This window comes from Haemophilus haemolyticus M19501 (genome assembly GCF_000222025.1).
GTDB lineage: Bacteria > Pseudomonadota > Gammaproteobacteria > Enterobacterales > Pasteurellaceae > Haemophilus > Haemophilus haemolyticus_G.
This window is the reverse complement of the sequence record NZ_AFQO01000008.1, coordinates 197,086-216,120: the sequence shown is the minus strand read 5'-3', so window position 1 is coordinate 216,120 and position 19,035 is coordinate 197,086. Positions and strand designations below refer to the sequence as shown.

At 39.2% G+C, this 19,035-nt stretch carries 18 protein-coding genes; 4 read left to right on the top strand and 14 right to left on the bottom strand.

Annotated elements, in window-relative coordinates:
- Position 1 precedes the first annotated feature (1 nt).
- The 7 genes from GG9_RS03020 to GG9_RS03050 all read right to left on the bottom strand — a co-directional run bounded on the left by GG9_RS03020 (position 2) and on the right by GG9_RS03050 (position 7,639).
- Positions 2-484: a TlpA family protein disulfide reductase gene (locus tag GG9_RS03020; RefSeq protein ID WP_005631937.1), complete on the bottom strand. Its 483-nt coding sequence runs from the start codon at positions 482-484 to the stop codon at positions 2-4.
- A complete protein-coding gene (locus GG9_RS03025; protein ID WP_005631935.1) occupies positions 471-1,145 on the bottom strand; it encodes an ABC transporter ATP-binding protein in 675 nt (224 codons plus the stop codon). Before GG9_RS03025 ends, GG9_RS03020 begins: the two co-directional genes overlap by 14 nt.
- A gap of 41 nt (positions 1,146-1,186) precedes the next feature.
- Positions 1,187-2,341 (bottom strand): ABC transporter permease, encoded by a 1,155-nt coding sequence (locus GG9_RS03030; protein ID WP_005631933.1) that lies wholly within the window; start codon positions 2,339-2,341, stop codon positions 1,187-1,189.
- Positions 2,328-3,668 carry an ABC transporter permease gene (locus GG9_RS03035; protein WP_005631932.1) on the bottom strand — a complete coding sequence of 447 codons (1,341 nt, stop codon included), beginning with the start codon at positions 3,666-3,668 and terminating at the stop codon, positions 2,328-2,330. The genes GG9_RS03030 and GG9_RS03035 overlap by 14 nt, the downstream gene beginning before the upstream one ends.
- A 2-nt stretch (positions 3,669-3,670) precedes the next feature.
- Complete coding sequence (locus GG9_RS03040; RefSeq protein WP_005631931.1) at positions 3,671-5,086, bottom strand: Fe-S-containing protein; 1,416 nt, start codon at positions 5,084-5,086, stop codon at positions 3,671-3,673.
- 96 nt (positions 5,087-5,182) lie between these two features.
- Entirely contained in the window at positions 5,183-5,704 is a 522-nt protein-coding gene (locus tag GG9_RS03045) for an iron transporter (protein WP_005626197.1), read from the bottom strand.
- 27 nt (positions 5,705-5,731) lie between these two features.
- Positions 5,732-7,639: an FTR1 family iron permease gene (locus GG9_RS03050; protein WP_032825097.1), complete on the bottom strand. Its 1,908-nt coding sequence runs from the start codon at positions 7,637-7,639 to the stop codon at positions 5,732-5,734.
- A 181-nt stretch (positions 7,640-7,820) separates the two neighbouring features.
- On the opposite strand from GG9_RS03050, the gene GG9_RS03055 reads away from it, so the two are divergent.
- The 4 genes from GG9_RS03055 to qseC all read left to right on the top strand — a co-directional run bounded on the left by GG9_RS03055 (position 7,821) and on the right by qseC (position 11,285).
- Entirely contained in the window at positions 7,821-8,708 is an 888-nt protein-coding gene (locus tag GG9_RS03055; RefSeq protein ID WP_005631929.1) for a Dyp-type peroxidase, read from the top strand.
- 131 nt (positions 8,709-8,839) lie between these two features.
- Positions 8,840-9,205, top strand: coding sequence for a YgiW/YdeI family stress tolerance OB fold protein (locus GG9_RS03060; RefSeq protein ID WP_005631924.1), 366 nt, complete (start codon positions 8,840-8,842; stop codon positions 9,203-9,205).
- 62 nt (positions 9,206-9,267) lie between these two features.
- Positions 9,268-9,933 (top strand): response regulator, encoded by a 666-nt coding sequence (locus GG9_RS03065; protein ID WP_005631922.1) that lies wholly within the window; start codon positions 9,268-9,270, stop codon positions 9,931-9,933.
- Positions 9,930-11,285 carry a quorum sensing histidine kinase QseC gene (gene qseC, locus GG9_RS03070; protein WP_005631921.1) on the top strand — a complete coding sequence of 452 codons (1,356 nt, stop codon included), beginning with the start codon at positions 9,930-9,932 and terminating at the stop codon, positions 11,283-11,285. The genes GG9_RS03065 and qseC overlap by 4 nt, the downstream gene beginning before the upstream one ends.
- Before the next feature lie 49 nt (positions 11,286-11,334).
- Here the strand turns inward: qseC and GG9_RS03075 are convergent, their stop codons facing one another.
- The 7 genes from GG9_RS03075 to rsxB all read right to left on the bottom strand — a co-directional run bounded on the left by GG9_RS03075 (position 11,335) and on the right by rsxB (position 19,022).
- Positions 11,335-12,708, bottom strand: a complete 1,374-nt coding sequence (locus GG9_RS03075; protein WP_005631920.1) for a sodium-dependent transporter — start codon at positions 12,706-12,708, stop codon at positions 11,335-11,337.
- A gap of 58 nt (positions 12,709-12,766) precedes the next feature.
- Entirely contained in the window at positions 12,767-13,402 is a 636-nt protein-coding gene (nth, locus tag GG9_RS03080; protein ID WP_005631918.1) for an endonuclease III, read from the bottom strand.
- 185 nt (positions 13,403-13,587) lie between these two features.
- Positions 13,588-14,295 carry an electron transport complex subunit E gene (locus GG9_RS03085; RefSeq protein WP_005631915.1) on the bottom strand — a complete coding sequence of 236 codons (708 nt, stop codon included), beginning with the start codon at positions 14,293-14,295 and terminating at the stop codon, positions 13,588-13,590.
- A gap of 1 nt (position 14,296) precedes the next feature.
- Entirely contained in the window at positions 14,297-14,920 is a 624-nt protein-coding gene (rsxG, locus tag GG9_RS03090) for an electron transport complex subunit RsxG (protein ID WP_005631912.1), read from the bottom strand.
- On the bottom strand, positions 14,920-15,996 hold the full coding sequence (gene rsxD, locus GG9_RS03095; protein WP_005631909.1) for an electron transport complex subunit RsxD: 1,077 nt from the start codon (positions 15,994-15,996) through the stop codon (positions 14,920-14,922). The genes rsxG and rsxD overlap by 1 nt, the downstream gene beginning before the upstream one ends.
- Positions 15,997-16,409: 413 nt before the next feature.
- The gene (rsxC, locus tag GG9_RS03100) at positions 16,410-18,440 is read right to left on the bottom strand and encodes an electron transport complex subunit RsxC (RefSeq protein ID WP_005631906.1); all 2,031 of its coding nucleotides are present in this window, start codon (positions 18,438-18,440) and stop codon (positions 16,410-16,412) included.
- Entirely contained in the window at positions 18,441-19,022 is a 582-nt protein-coding gene (gene rsxB, locus GG9_RS03105; protein WP_005631904.1) for an electron transport complex subunit RsxB, read from the bottom strand. It abuts the gene before it with no gap.
- Positions 19,023-19,035 lie beyond the last annotated feature (13 nt).

The window sequence follows — 19,035 nt, the reverse complement described above, 5'->3', positions numbered from 1 at the left end:
ATTATCCTTTAAATAATTTACTTAAATCGCCTTCGGGAATTTTGCCTTCATATTTAGCTTGAATATTTCCTTCAGGGCTAATGACAAATGAAGTTGGTGTGCCGATAAGTTGATAACGTTCTGCTGTAATTTTCATTTGATCTTTAATTACAGGCAAATGGAGTTCACGTTTAGCCACGACGGCTTTGGTGTCCATTTTATCGCTATCCACATTAATCGCAATAAGTGAAACTTTTCCAGGATTCTCTTCTGCGAGTTTTTCAAATTCTTTTAATTCTGCGATGCAACGTCCGCAAGTTTCTGACCAAAAAATAAGTAAGCGTGTGCCTTTCCAATTTTCAAGGTTTGCAGGATTGCCTTGAAGATCATAGGCAGCAATATCAGGCGCTTTTTGCCCTACTGAGGCAACTTCATCTTTACAAGAAACGGCGCCAAAAATAACCGCACTTATGGCAACTAATTTCAATAGTTTATTTGTTCGCATGATTTTCTTCCTTTACAAATTTTCCGTGATGTAAATAAATAACACGATCGGTGAGTTCACCTAACTCTGGATTATGCGTCACCATTACAATAGTGCGCCCTTGTTGATTAAGTTTTGTGAGTAAATCTAGTACTAAAGATTCGTTTTGCTCATCTAAATTTCCCGTTGGTTCATCGGCAAAGATAACGGGCGGTTGATTCACTAACGCACGTGCAATGCAAACACGTTGTTGCTCACCGCCTGAAAGTTGGCTAGGGCGATGATCAATACGATGGCCTAAGCCTACTTGTTCTAATACCGCTTTGGCAGATACTTCATCAATCACGCTGTGATAATGTTGTGCCAGCATCACGTTTTCAAGAGCGGTCAAATAAGGGATTAAATGGAATTGTTGAAATACTAAGCCAATTTTTTCTGCGCGGAAACGTTGACGACCGACTTCATCTAATTGGGCAGCATCAACACCATCTAAAATGACTTTACCTTCGCTAGCGGTATCTAAGCCCGTTAAAATATTCATCAAGGTAGTTTTACCAGAGCCTGATGCCCCCATAATCGCAACAAATTCCCCTTGTTTGATTTGAATATTAATGTCTTCCAGCGCGGTAACTTGCCCGAAGCGTTTGTATAAATGTTGGGTTTCTATTACAAAGTTGGTCATAGTTTTTCTCTTTTATTATCTAATTTATAAGCATTTCACTTTTACTCACCCTTCAACACATTCGCAACATTAATACTTAATGCTCGACGTGTTGGAATAATAACAGCCACAAATGCCACTAATAACGAAAGTACAATCGTAATTGGCAATACAGGCAGTCGCATATCAATATAAGATTTGAATACGGTTATTCCCAATACTTGAGCTAATAAATAACCCAATCCAAGTCCGATAATAATCGCACAAAACGCGATAATTAAAATTTCAGTGCTGATTTGGCGAATGATGTCTAATTTTCTCGCGCCCAGTGCTTTCTGTAAGGCAAATTCTTTGGAGCGTTCGCCGACAATTGCAATTAAGGTGGTGTTCACACATAAGGTTGCAAGCACCAAAATTACAAGGGAAATTAAGCCCATTAAGCCTTTAATTTTTTCTAAAATTTGTCCTTCTGAAGCGGAAACTTTACGGATCGGGCGAGCGGTTAAATCGGGATATTGTTGCATGATTTTTTCGGCAAATTGATCCACTGTATTGACGCCTAGCTCATTTTGCACATTGAGTAAGACGTTGTTTACTACACCTTCTTTATCCAACCAATTTTGTGCAAATTCAACATTTACAATAAGCATATTGTCAGTTGCATCACCGGCTTCTACAATTCCTTTAATGTTGAAACTGTGTTTTTCCACGGCATTTTTAGAGAGTTGTAGGCTATCACCCACTTTCACATGTAATCGTTCCGCAAGGGTTTTCCCAATCATTGCATTACGATCGTCAAAATTTACGTTGATTGCTGATCCCGTAATTTGCCAGTAAGGGGAGAGGATTCGCATGGCATCAAAATTTACGCCCATCAGTACAATTTTTTCTAAATCACTACGTGCGACGCCATAAAGGTAAGGACTGGCAGCAGTGATAAAACCATCGGGTGCTTTTTGTAAAATTGCGTTTAATTCTGCTTGATTCATCATTCCACCATCGGCTGAACCAATGTAGAAATTTGCTCCGAAAGTGCGGAGTTCTTGGCTCATTTTGGTATTGATGTCGAAGTAAACCGCTGCCATTGCAGTGACAATGCTTGCTCCTACAGTAAGTGCGGTGAAAATAATGAACACTCGTTGGAGGCGTAATCGCAACGCGCGGAAAATTAATCGCCAGAACATGCTTTGAGTGCTTGCGCTTTTATGCTCTGCCATAAAGCACCTCGACAGGATAAAGTTTAGCGATTTTATGCGCTGGGAACCAAGTGCCAATCACAGCAATAAGAATAGAAAGTGCGAGAACACAAGGCACGACGATCCAAGCAAAATCAAGAGGCGCACCGAATAAGGCGGCACCAATAAATTTGGCTAATCCCCATCCTGCTAAACAGCCAAATATTCCGCCTACTAATGCACTTAACACTGCTTCGCAGTAGAACAATAAGGTGATTTGCCATTGATAAGCACCCAGTGCTTTCATTAAGCCAATTTCTTTTGAGCGTTCGATAATTCCTGCGCTCATTAAGGAAGCGATACCCATTGCCGCAGCGATTAATGCCGCGAAGGTAACGACCGCCAGTAAGAGTTGGATTTTACCAATGACTACACCTTCAGACGCAGCAACTTGCCAAATTGGGCGAACCATTGCGCCAGAAATTGCTTCTTCTAATTGATGGGAAATTGATGAAACATAAGCAGTGCAATACCAACGGTCGTAAGCTTCCGCATCTAAGGCATCAGTATTCGCGCGCGCTTTACGGGAAAGATCATTTTCTGGCACGGTGAGGGCAGATACACGAACGGATTGCACTTTGCCTTCTAAACCCAGCAAATTTTGTACCGCACTTAGGGGCATCACAAGCTGATTATCTTCTGTTCCACCAGTGCTTAAAATGCCTTTAATTTCTACTGCACTTTGTTGGCTTTCGCCGTTATCGTTTGTGTAACTTAAGCTAAGTTTATCGCCAATTTTCCAACCATTTCTTTTGGCTAGTTGTTCGCCAGCAAGTGCAGGAACGATTTCGCCAAAGTCATTGTTTAAATCATCAACCCATTCCCCTTCCACTTTCCAATAAGGGCTAATGATTCGTTGTCCAGTGTGGTAATCCTCTTCATCAGGCACGGCAATATTATGATCAAAGAAGGTACCAAGCACATTAATTGTTTTAGGTGCTGAAAGTGCGGTGGAATTTTGTGAAGATTTTGTCGCTTGTACATTTGCTGAAAGCAACGGGGCAAAACCCACGATATTATTTCGCCAGAAAATATCTTTGATGTTGGGAAGTTCTTTTTCATCTAAAAAATCTTGGCTAGATAATGAAGCACTATGGCTGAGTTCATCAGGCAATGCCGCATTGCTGGCTGGCTCCACCAAAATATTGGCACCGTAAGATTTCAGCTCTTTCGCCATTTTGTCACCAATATCAATGGAAACAGCAAGCAGCGCAGAGACTAAGCCAGCGGCTAAGAAAATAGTTATAATGGCGAGCAATTTACGTTTGATACCAAATCGCCAAGATTGAAATAACATTCTAGCAAGCATTGTTATTCCCCTTTTGGATTTTCGTTTTTGTTAATGCCGAGATAGTTATCGGGATTATCGCGGAATAAATCGAGATTTTTTTCGTTCTCAAAGAAATAAGTATGCCCTTCGTGGCTATATTTATATTCAGTTTTGGTGTTTTTGAGTTTGGCGCCACTAATCGGATCTTGCACTTCAATTTCCACAATCGTACTGAATAGATTTAAGCCATCTTCAAGGCTTTTACGAGAAATCACGATTTCATTTTCAGTTTGTTGCCAATTTTCAATGGGTACAGGGTTACAACCGCCTGGTTTACCGATAGATGGAATAAAGAGATGCACGCCACAACCAACGCAGACCACTTGATTACCTTGCATGACATAGCCTTGATCGCCGCAGAGTAGGCAAGCATCAAATACGGCTGCTAGACTGACTTTATTCGGTTGGCGATTGATAATGAAAAAGCGTACGGCTTTGCCATCATCAGCAATCCAAACAAAACGGTGAAGTTTACCGTCTTTAAGTGGTTCTAGTGCTAAATGTACTTCATTTTTGTCATTAAGTTGTACAGGAACCGCTTCAGAAAGTTGTGGCGGTTGAGAAGCAATTTTTTCCCAATAAAGTTGGCTTGCAGCAACAAATAAAATACCCAATATTCCCCAATAAATTGTGCGTTTTGATGTTTGTACGAAAGCTAATTTTTTGCGTTTTTCAATCAGATCTTTTTCGGCTTTTGCTTCTCTTAAACGTTTTGAATGTGTTTGAATGGTAAAAATACGCAAAACAACGAGCATTAACACAATACAAATGATATTGAGCCAAGCGGTGATTTCCCCTGATTTTGCCACAAAACTTAACCGTACTTTAGTGAGTTCAATGAGTTGTAATTTCATCAAGGTAAGCAACAGTTCTGCTACAAGCGGAAGAATTAAAGCGATAAAAAGTAAAAAGCTGAGTGCAAAAAGTGCGGTGGATTTTCCTTGTGTTTTTTGTTGCTGTTTAAGTAAGAAATAGAGCCATGCACTTGAGGCTAAACTAAAAATCACACCAAAAATGACCGCACTTATATTTAAAATAAAATCTGTGTTAATAACATCTGTGTTGGTGAGGGCGGTGATGTTTGGATCTTTCGCCCAAGTTGCTCCCGCGATAAGCATTAATGCAAATTGCCAGAATGCGGCAAGGGTTGATGATTTGCTCCATTGGCTGATTGCAAAAAGTAAGAAGATAATTAAAAAGCCGATGGTTAGAATAAGGTTGGTGGTTTGTCCATTAGGAATATTGAGTCGTAGGACAACACCCAAAGCCAAGCCAATAAGGCTTAGCCAAATAAGCGTTTTAGGCGAAATATTGCCTTTTTTAATTGCCCAAGATGCACCGAGTAAAAGCGAAATTGGCAAAAGAGATTGCAGAACAAAAATGAAAAAATAAGTCATAGAAAGTGGATTTTTAAATGGTAGGGTGGGCTTTAGCCCACCGTTTTTTCATGTCTGATTGTTAATTGGTGGGCAGAAGCCCACCCTACAGCACTATTATTTTAAACCAGTAAATTTAAATTCATAATTTACATCAAATGGTTTCCACCAACGACCCACGCCAGTTTCTTCGTCAGTGTGGCGGTGCATACCTGCTTTTGGTGGCGGATCGATATGATAAGTTAATTTGTAGTTACCCACACCCATCATTTTGATGTTTGCGCCATAGTGAGGGCCATCGCCAGCAACCATTGGCATGAAGGTACCTTCTTGTTTAGCACCAGTATCGGTATTGACTAAGGTATAGTTGATGGTTAAATAAGGCATCCATTCACCTTCACCAAAACCGTTTTTGTTACCTTTCACTGCGTGAATGTCTGCTTCTAAGTGAATATCAGATTTTGCTGCAGGCAAGCCCATGCCGCGAGGTTCCATATCCACTGGTTTTAAGTAAACCGCTGCAATTTCCATGTCATTCATGGTAACCGCTTCACCGATTGGATATTCTTGGAATGCGTAAGCAGAAGTTGCTGCAAACATTCCTGCTAATAAACTTGCGCTAAGAAGTGCTTTTTTCATAGTTTCTCTCCTGAGATGAGTTTTGAGTTAATTTGAAACCGCTCTTTTGCTTTGATATTTCATAACAAACAAAGCAAAAATAGCAGCAAGAATTAAGATTGCTTGTGGCACAAGGGTTTCCACATAAGGATAAACACCTAACCACGAGATTTCCGGTACACCGTTAATTAATGTCGGCTCAAACAGTTTACCTTCAATCAGTTCAAGTACAGATTTTCCAGCGAACACAAATGCCATTAAATACATAAATGATCCTGTGAACATAAAAAATGGCTTAAGTGGTAATTTCACTACTGTGTAACGCATCACAAAGTAGCAAATCGCAAGTAAAATGACTCCGCAAATAAAGCCAGCAAAAAGATAGGCTAAACTGACCGCACTTTTCGCATCGCCAACTAGGGCATAATAGAACAGTACGGTTTCTGCGCCTTCACGATATACCGCGAGGAAACTGGTCAGCCATAAGCCGAATAGCGAGCCTGCCGTTAATGCCGTTGAAAGTTTGCCTTCGAGATAGCGTTTCCAGTTTTGTGCTTCGACTTTAGAAAACAACCAGTAACTCATACTAAACAGCATAAAGACCGCAATAATCATTGTGAAACCTTCAAGCAATTCACGGTTTTGCCCTGAGTTTTCAAAAATAAGTTGGAAGATGAATGCAGTAACTATGCTTGCCCCTAACGCCACATAAACGGATTGGCGAATGACGGGTAATTTATTGTGATGATTGTTTTTCACCATATAAGCCACAATAGCGGCAACGATTAACAATGCTTCTAAGCCTTCACGTAAAATAATAAGCAAGCTATATAAGAACATAGACCAATCACTTTGTTCGCCATCTTGCAATATTTGAACGGCTTTCGCTAAGTTTTGGCTTAAACCTGTAGCTTGTTCTTGTAATTTGTCACCATTTCCCGCTTTCATCAGGCTGACTAAACGAGTGAAATAACCTTCTAATTCTGCTTTAAAATTGCTATCGCGCGAGCCTACTTTGTTTTCCATGCCAGAACTTTCAAATACATCAAAGTAAGTGTCTTGCACCGCAAGCATGGCTTTTTTCGCATCGCCTTGTTCATAAAGGGCAATAGCTTGTTGAATACGTTGGTTGATTTCAGTCGTAATTTTTGCCCAATCTTGATCTGTAACCTTATCTGAAGTTTGCGCTTGTGATTGTGTCGCTTGAGCGTTTTGCTCATCGCGAGTGGTTGGTAAATTAGGAAGTTGTTCTTCAATATCTTGTAAGAGTTGTGTGCTTTGGTAAGCAATTTCTGTCATTTGATCAGGTTGTTCGCTCAAACGAATCAAATTATAGAATTGTTGATTGATCGCTGCTGAAATTTCAGAAGAGCGGTTGGTTCTAACCGACATTTCCATTTCAGAATTTTTGTAGCCGTCATATTGAGCTTGTTGGAATGCTTTTTTAGCATTGGCAAAATCGCCGCTTTCATAAGCGGTAATAGCTTGTGCAACGAGATCATCAATGGTTTTGAAACTTTGTTGCCAATAAGGCTTGATGGCTTGATTATCATAAACGCCGTGCTGACTATCAGCATTGAGTTGATGCCCTTCAACAAGAGAAGGTAAAACTTGCTGTAATTCATTTTTTAAACCGTTGATTTTGGCTTGAACCTCATTCATTGGTTTGCCTTCGCCAATCATTTTGCGAATTTCACCAAAAGTAGCTTCCATTTGATAGCTTTTTTGCGCAGAAAAATTAATGCGAATAGGGCCTTCTAAATTTTCAAATACTTCAAAATAGGCCATTTGTACTTCGGTTTTGGCATCATCAATTTTGTTTTCTTTAAGGAGTTGTTCGGTGTGATTCAAACGTTGAGTGATGTCATCTACCCATTTTTGATAGTTATCGGCAAAGACGGCTTGAGAAAATAAAAATAGTAAAGATATGCTGATATAACGTAAAAGGTACGGCATAGAACTAATAACCTTATAAATGAAATCCATTCGTATTTGAAAGATATATCTAATGATAAAAAATCTCAACTATAAATTTGAATTTTTGCTACTTAGATCAAGTTTTATTTGAAAATTTAAGATTTTTTAATGGCTGTTGTATAATGCAAGCGTTTTCCCATTGCCTTTTTAGGAGATTTTTATGACAGCACAAACTGGTATTTTGCTTGATGGTTGCAAAGCAGGCGTATTTTTAGAAGCAAATATCTCAGATTATTCTCAGATCCCAGCGGCAGCTCGCCAATTCCTTACTCGCTTAGAACAGCTTCAACAATCTTATCCTGAGGCACATTTGGGGGCGGTAGTTGCTTTTGGCGATAAAGCTTGGAAAACCCTTGGTGGGCAGGACGCACCAGAGCTTAAACCTTTTGTCACTTTAGGAAAAGGTGATTTAACTGCGCCAAGTACACAAACTGATCTTTTAGTGCATATTCAATCGTTACGCCCTGATGTTAATTTTTCTGTTGCACAAGCTGCAGTGAATGCTTTTGCTCAAGCTATTAATGTTCAGCAAGAAATTCATGGTTTCCGTTGGGTGGAGGAACGAGATCTCACTGGTTTTATTGACGGAACTGAAAATCCAAAGGAGGCACAACGAGCAGAAGTGGCATTAATTTCAAATGGTGATGATAAAGATGGGAGTTATGTGTTTACTCAACGTTATGAACATAATCTCGCTAAATGGGAAAAATTAAATACAGCAAAACAAGAAAATGTGTTCGGACGCACCAAAACGGATAGCGTAGAAATGGAAGATAAGGCAGATACTTCTCATGTCGGTCGTACAGATTTGAAAGAGAATGGCAAAGGTTTAAAAATCTTACGTCAGAGTTTACCTTATGGTACGGCGAGCGGTACGCACGGATTATTCTTTATTGCTTACTGTGCAACGCTTTATAACATTGAACAACAGTTACTTAATATGTTTGGTGAAAAAGACGGAAAAACTGACCGCATTTTAGGTTTCACTAAGGCTGTAACGGGCGCTTATTATTACGCACCGTCTATTGAGCAGTTGAATAAACTTTAATTTATGAGAAACCTAAATTAAAAAAATTTAGGTTTTTTTATGTTTCTTAATCTTTTCTTAAGATTTGTTTGTTTTAATACACACATCCAAGCAATGGTGCTTGAAATTAACTGACTTAAAAAGGAAACATTATGAAAAAATTTGCATTAGCAACAATCTTCGCATTAGCAACCACTTCAGCATTTGCTGGTTTTAATGGCAATAATAGTCAAGGTGGTTTTCAACAAGCAGCCCCTGCTGCAATTAGTGTAAAACAAGCGTTATCTGCGGCTGATAATTCAATGATTACTTTGGTGGGGAATATCACTCAGCAAATTGATGACGATGAGTTTTGGTTTACTGATGGGACTGGGCAAATCAAGATTGAAATCAAAAAACGCGTTTGGAATGGTTTAAACGTAGATTCAAAGGATAAAGTGAAAATTTATGGAAAATTGGATAATGAGGTATTTGAGAAAGCGGAGCTTGATGTATTACGTATCGAAAAAGCAGAATAATCATTTTTGAAAATGGCGAGCATTAGCTCGCTGTTTTTGTTTATAAAGTGCGGTCAATTTTTATGAGAATTTTATTGATAGAAGACGATAATCTAATCGGCAATGGTTTACAGATTGGTTTAACCAAACTTGGTTTTGCGGTGGATTGGTTTACAGATGGTAAAACAGGAATGGATGCCTTAGCGTCTGCACCTTATGATGCGGTGGTATTGGATTTGACATTGCCTAAACTTGATGGATTAGAGGTATTGCAACAATGGCGTTCCAAGCATCAAGATGTTCCCGTATTGATTTTAACTGCCCGTGATACCTTAGATGAACGAGTCAAAGGATTGCAAAGTGGAGCAGATGATTATCTTTGTAAGCCTTTTGCTCTAGCGGAAGTTGCCGCGCGTTTGCAGGCACTTATTCGTCGTCGTTATGGTCATCATCATTCGGTGATTGAACACGCTGGCGTTAAACTCGATCCCAATCAGCGTTCTGTTTGGCTGAATAATCAACCTATTTCTTTAACAAGCCGTGAATATAAATTGCTTGAATTATTTATGCTGAATAAAGATCGCGTACTGTCTCGCTCATCGATTGAAGAAAAATTATCAAGTTGGGATGAAGAAATTAGCAGCGGGGCATTAGATGTGCATATTTATAATTTACGCCAAAAATTGGGGAAACAATTTATTCGCACGGTACATGGTGTTGGGTATGCTTTAGGACAAATTGAAAAATGAAAAATAGAAGCCTTACGTTGCGTCTTATTTCTGTGCTTTGTTTAACCGCACTTTTTGTTTGGCTGGGTTCTACGCTTGTCGCTTGGTGGCAAGTGCGCCACGATGTGAATAAAGTTTTTGATGCACAACAAGTTCTCTTTGCTGAACGGCTCGCAAATTCAGATTTAAGTACTATTTTGTTGGAATCTAGCACAACGCTAAATAAAAATTCACAGTCGGTATTAAAAAAAAGTTATGACGATGATGCCTTAGCCTTTGCTATTTTTTCTAAAACTGGGAAACTTTTATTCAGTGATGGACGAAATGGAAAAGATTTTATTTTTAATAATAAAATGGGTTTTCATAATTCTCATACTTATGATGATGACGATAACTGGCGAATTTTCTGGCGTACGGCAGCGAATGGGAAATTGATTATCGCAGTAGGGCAAGAATTAGATTATCGTGAAGATTTAATTGAAGAAATGATCTTTGGGCAAATGTGGATTTGGTTTGCCAGTTTGCCTATTTTGATCATTGTTTTAGGATGGTTGATTCATAAAGAACTGAGACCGATTAAACGTTTAAGCCAAGAAGTACAAACGAGAAAATCTGGTGATGTATCATTGCTGAATCCAGAAGGTTTACCTGCTGAGATTTTACCTTTAGTAAAAAATTTAAATCAATTTTTTGACCGCACTTCGGCCATGTTACAACGCGAACGCCGTTTTACCTCCGATGCAGCCCATGAATTGCGTAGTCCATTGGCGGCACTGCGTATTCAAACTGAAGTAGCTCAACTGGCGGGTGATGATGGGGAATTACGAGAACAAGCACTTTTGCATTTAACCCAAGGGATTGATCGTGCATCGCAGTTAATTGAGCAACTTTTGACACTTTCAAAACTGGATAATTTACAAGAATTGGAAGAATTACAGCCTATTGATTGGGAAGGTATCATTCAATCGCTGATTGCTGAGCGTTATTTTGTGGCAGAAAAACGTAAAATTACCTTGGCTTTTGAGAAAGAATCTGAACCAAAGTCAAAACAAGGGCAACCAATTTTAGTTTCATTGATGCTTAGAAATTTACTTGATAATGCCATTAAATATTGTCCTGAAGACACAACCGTTTTAGTGAAAATAGCATCTTCTCAGATTATTGTTGAAGATAATGGCGGTGGCGTTGAACCTGAAGATTTGAAAAAGCTTGGACAGCGTTTTTATCGTCCTGCTGGGCAAAATGAAAAGGGAAGTGGTTTAGGGCTTTCTATTGTTATGCGAATTGCGGAATTACACGGATTCAAAGTGCGGTTAGAAAATGTTATAAAAGAAGGGCAGCGAATTGGCTTAAAGGCACAAATATTTTTATAGATATTTCCTTTAAAAGAGAAAACCGAGCATTTACTCGGTTTTTTCTTTTTTAGAACAGGTTGCTGATAAAAATCACTAAAATGATCACGGGGACAATAAATTTCACATAGTTAAACCAAATGTTGATGAAGGTTGAATATTTTGTTGAAGAAAGTTCTTTTTTAGCTTCATCTTTTAATACGAAACCCACGAAAATAGCACAGCCAAGTGCGGTCAGCATAAAGAGAATATTTCCACTGGCGTAATCGTAGAAATCGAAAATGCTTTTGCCAAAGATGGTTACGCTTTTCCATAGATTATCGCCTAAAATTGCAGGAATATTGCCTAATAGAAAGATCCCTCCAAGCGTAAAAATAATGGCTTTACCACGACGCATTCTGAGTTTTTCTTGTAATGCCGTGATGATTACTTCATAAATTGTGATGGAAGTCGTTAGTGCGGCAATTAATAATAAGCCGAAGAAGATAATCGCAAAGAATTTACCTGCCCATAAGTGAGAAAATACGATAGGTAAACTTTGGAACACTAAAGTTGGCCCTGCGTTTGGTTCAATCCCAAAAGTGAAAAGTGAGGGGAAAATCATAAAGCCAGCAAGTACAGCAATAATTGTGTTGGTAAAACCTGTAATTACGGCGGTGTGGATTAAGTTTTCTTCTTTATTGAGGTAACTGGAAAGGGTAATTAATACGCCAAAACCAAGGCTTAATGCGAAGAAGACTTGTCCTAAAACAAAGATAAATAATTGTGGGGTAATTTTGCTGAAATTAGGTTTTAAATAGAATGTAATGCCTTCCATTGCACCCGGTAATGTTACGTTGCGAATAACCATTCCAATTAAGAAGATAAATAGTAATGGCATTAAATATTTTACTGAACGTTCAATCCCACCAATGATACCCTTTGCCAAGATAATGTAATTCACGACAACAAATAAGAAGGTGTAGAACATAATTTCATAAGGGCTGTTGCCGATATGAAGATCGTAGAAATTTTTGGCAATGTCTTTTGTGATGGGGGTTGAAATGTCTAATGTACCGTTAATTAGGCTGATGATATAAGAAATAACCCAACCACCAAGCACCATATAATACGCCATAATGCCAAATGCGCCGAGTAAGCCCATATAACCTAATATTTTCCAATATTTAGAAATGCCTTTTCCTTTGTCGAGAATTTTATCGCCGAAGGCATCAATGGAGTTTACACGTAAGCGGCGACCTATCACGTTTTCAACTAAAATCATTGGGATACCGATTACAATCATTGCGATGCAGAAAAGTAGAACGTAGGCACCGCCACCATTTTCCCCCACGAGATAAGGGAAACGCCAAGTTGCACCGAAACCGACCGTTGCACCTGCGACCGTCATAACATAAGTGAGGCGGCTCGACCAAGTTTGTCGCTGTTTATTGTTTGTTGTCATTTTTTATCCTATTTTTAATAAAAAGTGCGGTAAATAATTAGGCTGTTTTACCGCAAAATTAAAACTCAACTTTTTCTTTATATTCACAAAGATCCTCAATAATGCAAGATCCACAACGTGGTTTGCGTGCAATACAAGTGTAGCGTCCGTGTAAAATCAGCCAATGATGAACATCCACTTTAAATTCATTAGGTACGACTTTAAGCAGCTTTTCTTCCACTTTTACCACATCTTTACCAGCTGCAAAATTAGTACGATTGCAAACACGGAAAATATGGGTATCCACGGCAATGGTTGGGTGACCAAATGCTGTATTTAGTACAACATTGGCTGTTTTTCGCCCAACACCTGCTAATGCTTCTAAGGCTTCACGATTTTCGGGGATTTCGCCGTTGTGCTTTTCGATTAAATCACGGCAGGTTTTGATAATATTTTCTGCTTTGCTATTAAAAAGCCCGATAGTTTTAATATAGCTTTTTAAACCATCTAATCCTAAATCTAAAATTGCTTGAGGCGTGTTTGCCACGGGGAATAGTTTCTCTGTTGCTTTATTCACGCCTTTATCCGTTGCTTGTGCCGATAGAATGACCGCAATTAATAATTCAAAGGGCGAATTATATTGTAATTCAGTGGTTGGGTGGGGATTTTGCTCTCGTAATCTTGTGAGTATTTCTATTCTTTTTGTTTTGTTCATATTTTTGTAGAAATTAGCCTATTTAATTTATTGGAATTATTTGTTTAGAAGACTGTAAGCCCCCTTCCGTCACTTCGTGACACCTTCCCCCACAAGCAGGGGAAGGCAAGATTTTCTTTGAACCTCTTTTTGTCACTTTGTGATACCTTTCCCCTTAAGCAGGGAAAAGGTAAGATTTGGTTCTCTTATTTTTTTACATTATCAATTCGATTTTTTATGGCGAGGAGCAAGCCTAAGCCTATAAATGCACCTGGTGGTAGAATGAAAAGTAAAAAGCTATTGTCTGTATGGTACATATGGTGCGTCAAAAATTTTGCTTGTTCGCCGAATAGATTTTCGATGCCCTCAAAAATCGTGCCTTGTCCAATAATTTCACGTAATGCACCGAGTATGGTTAGACTAAGTGCCATTCCTAATCCCATTGAGAAACCATCCCAAACGGAATAGAGTAAGCTGTTTTTTGAAGCGAATGCTTCTGCACGACCGATAATAATGCAGTTGGTTACAATTAATGGAATAAAAATCCCCAGTGATTGATAAAGCGTATAAGTGTAAGCATTCATTAAAAGTTGAACCGCTGTTACTGTGGTTGCTATGATCATCACGTAGATTGGAATACGGATTTCCTTAGGAATATATTGACGGAAAAGCGAAATGACCGTATTTGTGCAAGTGAGTACAAGCATTGTAGCTAAACCCAAACCAAGTGCGTTGGTGGCTGTGCTAGACACCGCTAAAAGCGGACAAAGCCCGAGAAGTTGAACAATGGCTGGATTATTTTTCCAAATTCCTTGAGTAAAAATGTCTTTCCACATGGATTTTTGTTGATTTTCAACCGCACTTTCTATTTGTTCTTCTTCAAGTGCGGTATTTTTTTCAGTTAAATCTGTCATATTATTTCACTTGTGTTGAAAGCTGTTGTAATAAGGCTCGGTTATTTAGCATAACTAATGCGGAAGCTTTAGTTTGATTAACCACTGCGCGAGGTGTAATGGTTGCACCCGAAAATTGATCAAATTTTCCGCCATCTTTTTTGACTGCCCATTCGCTTAAATTATGTTCATTAATCGGTTGATTTGTGAAACCTAAAATCCAGTTAGAAATTCGGCGTTCAATTTTATCGCCTAAGCCTGGTGTTTCGTGATGTTCAATTACTCGTACGCCTAACACTTCGCCTTTCGGATCTAATCCTACAAGCAAGCGAATATCGCCAGAATAACCATCAGGTGCAGTGGTTTCATAGGCATAGGCAGAAAGATTTCCATCTTTTTTCGCAAAATAAATTTTCTGAATGCCCAGCAAATTTTTATCTTGAGGAATAACCGCACTTTCTAGCAAATTATTGTTGAAATAATCTTGTGGAATAACTTGTAGAAGTAATTCTCGCTGTTGTGCTGCGATTACCGCATCAATTTTATCTTTTGTTAGGAAGAAAATTCCTGCAGAAATTATTGTGCAAAGTAGGGCAATAAAGCCTAATAATATGCCGTAACGCGATGTGATTTTTACTGTACCCATTATTTTTTTCCTTTTATTGGATAACCAGATACGCGAGGACGTGTGTAATGATCGATAAGTGGAACGCAAATATTACTTAATAAAATGGCAAATGCCACGCCGTCTGGATAATTTCCGTGATAACGAATGAGATAAACAAATAACCCCACTAATGCGCCAAAAAAAATTTTTCCTCGTGGTGTAATGGAGGCTGTGACAGGATCTGTCGCAATAAAAAATGCGCCAAACATCATTGCACCACTCACGAGTTGGCTAATCGCACTTAAATGCGTGAAGCCTGTGAAAGCAGTGGCGGTGGCTAAACAGAAAAAGGTCACGATCATTGCCACTGGAATTTGCCAGTGAATGATGCGTTTTAAAATAAGGAAAATTCCGCCCACTAAGAAAGCCACATTGACTTGCCACCAGCCTTGAGCAAAGTCTGTTCCGTTACCTATAAAAATCGGCAGTTTAATTAATTCATAAAAATCACTTAATTGATTGTGACTTTTATAGAAAATTTTTGCACTATCTAAAGGCGTTGCTTGGGTAATGCCATCAATGTTATGTGTAAGTTGTGAAAGCGTAAATCCGTCAGTGGTTAAGCCTGAAAATATTAATGAAAAAGCATCTGAAAAAGTTGGTGTTTCCTGTAATAAATTAATTGGTGGCATCCAAGTTGTCATTTGTAACGGGAATGAAATTAGAAGAATTACATAGCCAATCATCGCGGGATTGAATGGGTTTTGCCCTAAACCCCCATAAACTTGTTTACCTAATAAAACCGCACAGAGTGTTCCAACGATGATGACCCAATAAGGTGCATAAGGTGGAATAGCCATTGCCAAAATTAACGCAGTCAGGGATACGCTGAAATCTGAAAGATAATTGAGCGGTTTTTTACCACGTAATTTTATTGCAATAAACTCCGCAATGATTGCTGTACCAATGGCTAATGCGGATTGAAGCACCACGCCAAATCCAAAATAATAAATTTGTGTGAAAAAAGCGGGCATCATTGCCAACATTACCCAAAGCATAATACGCGCTGTGAGTTTTCCCGAATGGGTATGTGGGGAGCTAACCATTTTAAACATTATGTTATTCCTGATTATTTTCTAATGTTGTTTGTGTTTTTGCCAATTTCTTTGCTTTTGCTCGAGCAATGGCGGCTGCAACCGCTGCTTTTTTCGGATCAAGTGCGGTTGAATTTTCTTGTGTTTTTTCTACCGCACTTTTTGTTTTTTCTACTTCATTTTCTGCAGTTTGAGCGTTTGAAATAGCTTCGGCGGTGCTATTTGCTTGCGCAAGTTTTTTCGCTTTTGCACGGGCAATCGCTGCGGCTACGGCGGCTTTTTTAGGGTCAAGTTCGGTTGAATTTTCTTGTGTTTTTTCTACTTCATTTTCTACGGTTTGAGAATTTGAAATAGCTTCGCTAGTGCTATTTGCTTGAGCAAGTTTCTTCGCTTTTGCACGGGCAATAGCAGCAGCTATAGCCGCTTTTTTAGGGTCAAGTGCGCTTGAATTTTCTTGTGTTTTTTCTACCGCTACTTTTTGTTTTTTCTACTTCATTTTCTACGGTTTGAGAGTTTGAAACAGCTTCGCTGGTGCTATTTGCTTGCGCAAGTTTTTTCGCTTTTGCACGCGCAATCGCTGCAGCTACAGCCGCTTTTTTCGGATCGAGTGCGGTTGAATTTTCTTGTGTTTTTTCTACCGTACTTTTTGTTTTTTCTACTTCATTTTCTACGGTTTGAGCGTTTGAAATAGCTTCGGCGGTGCTATTTGCTTGCGCAAGTTTTTTCGCTTTTGCACGGGCAAGTGCGGCTGCAACTGCGGCTTTTTTCGCATCGGTTGGCTGAACAGATTGTTCTTGATTTTCGACTTGAGATGCTGCTTGCTGACGAGCTAAACGGCGTGCCTTACGTTGTGCCATTAAATCAGTGTTATCAGGTAAAACTTCCCCTTTTTCTGAGGTTAGTGTTTTAATCTGCGTTGATTCTGTTTCATTGGCTTTTTTCGCTTTCAAGCGTTCGAGTGCCGCCTTGACTGGATCTTCCCCTTTAGTTTGGGCTAATTCTTCACGGCGAGCCTGTGCTGCACGTTGTGAACGTGCTTTACGCTCTTGTTCTTCACGTTCCATCCGTGCTTGTTTTGCTTCAAAGCGAATTTTGGCTTCATCTGATTTCTTTTGTTTTTCTTTGATTTGCCAAATTTTTGCTTTTTCTTGGCGGAAATACTGAATTAGAGGAATATGGCTTGGGCATACGTAGGCGCAAATCCCACATTCAATACAATCTTTGAGAGCGTATTCTTCCGATTTTTTGTGATCTTCACTGCGCGCAAACCAATAAAGTTGTTGTGGCATTAAATTTACTGGGCAGGCATCAGAACAGCTAGAACAGCGAATACAAGCCTGTTCTGCTTCAGGTTCGGCATATTCAAGATAATCTGGAGCAAGTAAACAATTGACAAGTTTTGTCACAGGCGCATTTAGGTTTGGAAGCTCTAGCCCCATCATTGGCCCGCCTGCAAATATAGGAAAATTATTGTCAAATTGATAGCCCGCATCGCTCAATATTTGGGAAATGGGTGTGCCAAGACGCACCCAATAATTGCCTTTTTCAGCGATTTTATTTCCAGTAAGGGTGACGACACGTTCAATTAAAGGCTCGTCATTTATAACTGCTCTTTTTATTGCGAACATTGTTCCCACATTTTGCATTAATACGCCAATGCTGGACGAACGCGCACCGCTTGGCACTTCTATCCCTGTGAGCAAATAAATCAGTTGTTTGGCAGCACCTGAAGGATATTTTGTTGGAATGACCCGAACGCTAATGTCATTTGCTCCCTGTAGCGCGTTGCGGATTGCCGCTATGGCTTCTGGCTTGTTATCTTCAATGGCAATGACAACTTTTTCAGGATGCAATATATAACGTAAAATACGAATGCCTTTTATGATTTCATCAGCGTGTTCACGCATAAGACGATCATCACAAGTGATATAAGGCTCACATTCTGCACCATTGATAATTAAGAGTTTAACTTTTTGCTCTGCTGACTGAATTTTGGCGGCAGTCGGGAATACTGCACCGCCTAAACCTGCTATACCTGCTTGATAGATTTTGTGAATAAGTTGTTCTGGCGATAGCGTTAAAAAATTATCAATAGGATTACGTTCGCTCCATTGATCTAAACCATCTGCTTGTAAATGAATTGTGGGTTCATCAAGACCTGAAGGATGGGGGGCGACATAAGGTTTAATTGATTTAATTATGCCAGAAGTGGGCGCGTGAACTGGCAACATACGCAAGCCATCGCCTTTTGTTAAGGCTTGTCCTTTTAGCACGTAATCGCCCTCTTTTATTAAGAGATTGCCTGTTGTTCCTACGTGCTGTTTGAGTGGAATGTAAAAATCCGTGCCGAGAGGTAGATGGCGTAATGGCTGTGAATTAGATTGAGATTTCATTTCTGGTGGATGAATGCCACCTTTGAAATCCCATAATTTACCGGAATTGAAACGAGATAATACGTCTGCCATTTATTCCCCCACAACCAATTTTTTTTCAGAGCCATCGACATTCATTACAGGAATAACAAGTTTTGCATCAAATTTCCAATCCCAATTATCGATATTTTTTTTCACGGGAATCATTAAAATACAATCTGTCGGGCAGGGCGCAACACAAAGCTCGCAACCTGTACAAAGATCGGGAATAATCGTGTGCATTGCTTTATTTGTACCAATAATGGCATCAACGGGACAGGCTTGGATGCATTTTGTGCAGCCAATACACATATTTTCATCAATAAAAGCAACTTTCTCGATAGGTTCTTCTACGCCATCCATTGTTGGCACATCAACCCCTAGAATTTCGGCAATTTTTACGATAGTTGTTTGACCACCTGGAATACATTTTGTGATTTCATCGCCATTGCAAATGGCTTCAGCATAAGGCTTACAACCAGGATAACCACATTGCCCACATTGGCTTTGCGGTAAAATAGCATCAATTTTCTCTACGACAGGATCAGCTTCCACTTTGAGCTTAATTGATGCAAAGCCCAAAATTGCACCGAAAATTAAAGCGAGTAGCGTAATTACGATGAATAAAAAAGTCATTATTTCTTTCTTT